This is a genomic window from Campylobacter sp. MIT 21-1684, from assembly GCF_026241315.1.
GTDB lineage: Bacteria > Campylobacterota > Campylobacteria > Campylobacterales > Campylobacteraceae > Campylobacter_D.
This window is the reverse complement of sequence record NZ_JAPHNA010000034.1, coordinates 1-4,861: the sequence shown is the minus strand read 5'-3', so window position 1 is coordinate 4,861 and position 4,861 is coordinate 1. Positions and strand designations below refer to the sequence as shown.

The following is a 4,861-nucleotide window of genomic DNA, read 5'->3' as shown; positions in this document are numbered from 1 at the left end:
GAAAAATATAAAAATAAAGTGCCTAATGAAAATATAATTTTTTTCATTAAAATAAAACCCAAAGCTGCTGCACTACTAAAATACCGTATCTAAATACACTTGCACAGTAGCAAGAGTAACGATCAAAGCGAAAAACAATTGTTTTTCGCAGGCTTTAGAAAAATTCTTGTTCAAATTGTATGACAACAACCTTTGAAAAAACAGTCCTCAAAGATACAAAGGCATAATATAAAGTGAAAACTATTCCACATAATGCTAATTAAGTCAAAAACTCTCCAACACCAAATATACCTAAATTCATTAAAAACACATCGCGTATAAAACAAATACTACAAACTACAAAAATATGATTATTATTTATACCTTGTTTGAGTATAAAAACATTTTGAGTACCTATCTACAATGAGAGACAAGGAAAGCAAAAAAAACCTTTTAAAAAAATCAACTCCATAGTCAAAACCTAGAAATTGCTTGTATCAATAAAATCTATTTCATTCTGTGCTAAAAACACAAACCACGAATATTTTTTCTTTACAATGATTTTGAAACTTCAAACACAATTACACTTTGGAAAATTCATCAATATAAAATGCTCTCAATTCTAAATCTTTTATAGTATTTCCAAGCCAATTTTACTATTTCCAAACAATTATATTTGTTGATAAAAATTCTATCGATACAATTTATCTTAGTTTGTATCTGCTTTTTGAATGATAAAAGTCTCATCACAAAGTTTTCGTTTCATTGTATTTAGCTCCAAACTACTAATTCATTGCTTTTGTCTAAAACTCCAATAGTAAGTCTGCTTCCTTTTAGTACTTTCTTTACTGCGTGTAAGTATCTTGCATTAAACAAAACAATTTCACTGATTTTGGTTGATATTGCATAATTGAAGGTATAATTTTATTTCTATCAAGTGCATAGTTTAATTTTTCGTCTTTGTGCTGTAAATTTTTGTACTCTTTATCGCTTGATTTAAAGTCCTATAACTCCATTTCTCCACCATCATCAGCAATGCTTAAAAAACAATTAAAAGCAATTTGTTCTTTAATGGATAAATCTTGCCAAAGCCTATAATCATCTCTTTTAAATATATCTTGATGTGGCTCTATAGAAGAATCTTTAGATAATACCCTCACTAAACCTGAAAAAGTTTTTTTATTCTCAAAAACAGCTCTTTTGCAACCCTTATTCCATTTAATATCTAAATAAGAAATAATATAATCAATGAGAGAAATATAAGGAAAACAAATATTTTTAATTAAAAGATTGTTTTTATTTGCATTTTTGTAATATTCCTTCTCAACATTTCCTACGCTTTCATAATAAGCCATAGCTATTCTTGCTATTAGAGGACATTGTGATAATATCCCACTTCTTGTTTTAAAACATTTTCTTTCCAAAAATTGATTACTTTTTCATCAAAAACACAACCCAAAGAACAAAAATGGGCTTGTCCATAAAAAAGTTCTTTAATATCTTCCTTGCTTAAAATTTCTACATTTTTAACCATTTATAAATTCCTTATAAAGATTAAAACAAATATACAAAACAAATAAAAATCAAAGCACAAATACAATCTATTTTTTTGCAATGTTTTAAATACAAATTTTTAACATTTGGATTTGAAAAGAACAGAGCTACAAAAAGAAAATAAAAAAAACTTTCTGCCACCAAGAGAAAAACAAGAAAGCTAAGATTAAAAAAACTAGAAGAAAAATTGAGACTTGAAAAAATACTACTAAAATAAAACAGAGCCTTACTATTACTCATATTTGTTATAAAGCCTCTGATAAAAGGTTTATTTGTAAAATTTACATTTTCAAAATTTTCTTTTTGCTTCAAATTTTTTAAAAGCAAAAAAGCCAAATATGATAAATAAAACACAGCTAATAAAGTTAATACAATTTTCACTAAAGGAAAAGTCTCAAAAAGAATTTTCAGCCCACTTAATGATAAAACAATCCAAAGAAAAATAGCTGCACAAACACCAAGAACAACTAAGAATGTTTTTTTAAAATTGGTTTTTAAAGCATAAGTGCTTATCATAAAAAAATCAGGACCCGGTGTTAAAAGGGCAAAAAAATGGATAACTAAGATGAGAACAAAATTCACAGATCAAACTCCAAATACACAATATCACAACCATTTAAAGATTTATTGATAGAAACATTAGCGTAGATAAAGAATTATATTTGAGTCATTCTGCAAAGAATATAAAAATTTACTTTCCAACAAGACAAATGACTCTTTAAACCATTCATTAACTTAACCTTACCAAATACAATCATAGATCTAAGTTTTAATGGTACAATGGTGGGACTAACAAGACTTGAACTTGTGACCTCACCCTTATCAGGGGTGCACTCTAACCAGCTGAGCTATAGTCCCTTAGAAGAAAGACTTCATATAAAATCTTGTTATATCCAAGCAAGAAATATAAAGAAGTTTTTATTATGGTGGAGAATAGCGGGATCGAACCGCTGACCTCCTGCGTGCAAAGCAGGCGCTCTCCCAGCTGAGCTAATTCCCCTATAACTTGATATTAATACACTCATATTTTGTAAAGAGAGTTCTATTGAATACTGTATTCAATCTACAAAGATGAAACAATGAAGATTAAAGAAAATAATTGTTTTTTTACAATGAAGCTATATACAAATACATTACAATGAAACTGCCATTGTTTTTTCTATGCTTTTCGTCAATCTTTAAAATCTAAACAAGGATGATTGAAAATAATATACTAACAACAGTTGTGAGACTTGTTGTTTTTTTACTCTAGAAAGGAGGTGATCCAACCGCAGGTTCTCCTACGGTTACCTTGTTACGACTTCACCCCAGTCGCTGATTCCACTGTGGAGAGTAGCCAGTTTAGCATCCCCTCTTCGAGTGAAATCAACTCCCATGGTGTGACGGGCGGTGAGTACAAGACCCGGGAACGTATTCACCGTAGCATGGCTGATCTACGATTACTAGCGATTCCGGCTTTATGCTCTCGAGTTGCAGAGAACAATCCGAACTGGGACATATTTTATAGATTTGCTCCACCTCGCGGTATTGCGTCTCATTGTATATGCCATTGTAGCACGTGTGTCGCCCTGGGCATAAGGGCCATGATGACTTGACGTCGTCCACACCTTCCTCCTCCTTACGAAGGCAGTCTATTTAGAGTGCTCAGCCAAACTGTTAGCAACTAAATACGTGGGTTGCGCTCGTTGCGGGACTTAACCCAACATCTCACGACACGAGCTGACGACAGCCGTGCAGCACCTGTCTCTAAGCTCTAGCAAGCTAGCACCCTCATATCTCTATAAGGTTCTTAGGATATCAAGCCCAGGTAAGGTTCTTCGCGTATCTTCGAATTAAACCACATGCTCCACCGCTTGTGCGGGTCCCCGTCTATTCCTTTGAGTTTTAATCTTGCGACCGTACTCCCCAGGCGGTATGCTTACTGCGTTAGCTGCATTACTGAGATGACTAGCACCCCAACAACTAGCATACATCGTTTAGGGCGTGGACTACCAGGGTATCTAATCCTGTTTGCTCCCCACGCTTTCGCGCCTTAGCGTCAGTTAAGTTCTAGCAGATCGCCTTCGCAATGGGTATTCTTCTTGATATCTACGGATTTTACCCCTACACCAAGAATTCCATCTGCCTCTCCCTCACTCTAGACTATCAGTTTCCCAAGCAGTTTAATGGTTGAGCCATTAGATTTCACAAGAGACTTGATAATCCGCCTACGCGCCCTTTACGCCCAGTGATTCCGAGTAACGCTTGCACCCTCCGTATTACCGCGGCTGCTGGCACGGAGTTAGCCGGTGCTTATTCCTTAGGTACCGTCAGAATTCTTCCCTAAGAAAAGGAGTTTACGCTCCGAAAAGTTTCATCCTCCACGCGGCGTTGCTGCGTCAGGCTTTCGCCCATTGCGCAATATTCCCTACTGCTGCCTCCCGTAGGAGTCTGGACCGTGTCTCAGTTCCAGTGTGACTGATCATCCTCTCAGACCAGTTAAGCGTCATAGCCTTGGTAAGCCTTTACCTTACCAACTAGCTGATACTATATAGTCTCATCCTATACCGAAAGCTCTTAATAATACTTAGAAAAACAAATGCTCTATCTTCTGTTTAAAGACAGATAGAATTTCTATGCATTATTAAGAGCTACTTTCCCTGCTTAACTTAAGCTAAACAGGAGTATGGGGTATTAGCACTCATTTCTAAGTGTTGTCCCCCTGTATAGGGCAGATTAACTATACCTTACTCACCCGTGCGCCACTAATCCACTTCTAGCAAGCTAAAAGCTTCATCGTTCGACTTGCATGTATTAGGCACGCCGCCAGCGTTCACTCTGAGCCAGGATCAAACTCTCCATAGTATTGCTTTTTGATAAAACCAAGATTCTTCAAAAAGCTTTTTTGGATTAAGTTTCATCTTTTTTAAAGAAAAAAGTTAGTAAAACCAAACACATAAAAAATAAAAAAGTCAAAAAAATTTGCTTTATATTTATAGTAATGTATTTTGATTTTACAATAATTATAAGACTTATACTTTAAAAGTCTTTGGCTCAATCGATCACTTATTTAGATTTCAAAGATTGACTAATAAGATTTGAATAACAATGGTAATTAAAAAGAACAAAGTTTATCCTGCTTTAAAGTCTGTGGGATTTATTCACTTTTTAAGCATTAAAGCGATAATTATATAGAAATAAACTTAAAGTTAATTGAATAGTTTTATACTAGTCTCTTGTTAAAGAGTATAAAGTATATCATTAAAAATATTTAGGAATTTTTATAACATAACAAATCAAAAATATCTAAAATATTGCTTCAATGTGTCTGTGGAAGGATAAAAAAAGT

The 4,861-nt window shown here is 33.8% G+C and carries 4 protein-coding genes, 2 tRNA genes and 1 rRNA gene; all 7 read right to left on the bottom strand.

Annotated features, from left to right (window positions below):
- Window positions 1-259 precede the first annotated feature (259 nt).
- The 7 genes from OQH62_RS08850 to OQH62_RS08225 all read right to left on the bottom strand — a co-directional run bounded on the left by OQH62_RS08850 (window position 260) and on the right by OQH62_RS08225 (window position 4,377).
- Entirely contained in the window at window positions 260-346 is an 87-nt protein-coding gene (locus tag OQH62_RS08850) for a hypothetical protein (RefSeq protein ID WP_416333352.1), read from the bottom strand.
- 637 nt (window positions 347-983) lie between these two features.
- Window positions 984-1,334: a hypothetical protein gene (locus OQH62_RS08250; protein WP_266016056.1), complete on the bottom strand. Its 351-nt coding sequence runs from the start codon at window positions 1,332-1,334 to the stop codon at window positions 984-986.
- Between the two features lie 14 nt (window positions 1,335-1,348).
- Window positions 1,349-1,513 carry a hypothetical protein gene (locus OQH62_RS08245; protein WP_266016055.1) on the bottom strand — a complete coding sequence of 55 codons (165 nt, stop codon included), beginning with the start codon at window positions 1,511-1,513 and terminating at the stop codon, window positions 1,349-1,351.
- 20 nt (window positions 1,514-1,533) lie between these two features.
- Complete coding sequence (locus tag OQH62_RS08240; RefSeq protein WP_266016054.1) at window positions 1,534-2,115, bottom strand: LysE family transporter; 582 nt, start codon at window positions 2,113-2,115, stop codon at window positions 1,534-1,536.
- A gap of 199 nt (window positions 2,116-2,314) precedes the next feature.
- Window positions 2,315-2,391 (bottom strand) — tRNA-Ile (locus OQH62_RS08235).
- Between the two features lie 66 nt (window positions 2,392-2,457).
- A tRNA-Ala gene (locus OQH62_RS08230) sits at window positions 2,458-2,533 on the bottom strand.
- A gap of 252 nt (window positions 2,534-2,785) precedes the next feature.
- Window positions 2,786-4,377, bottom strand: a 16S ribosomal RNA gene (locus OQH62_RS08225).
- Window positions 4,378-4,861 lie beyond the last annotated feature (484 nt).

Coding starts and splice junctions, on each gene's coding strand:
- OQH62_RS08250 (WP_266016056.1), bottom strand. CDS start 1,334: ATGGCTTATTATGAAAGCGTAGGAAATGTTGAGAAGGAATATTACAAA.
- OQH62_RS08245 (WP_266016055.1), bottom strand. CDS start 1,513: ATGGTTAAAAATGTAGAAATTTTAAGCAAGGAAGATATTAAAGAACTT.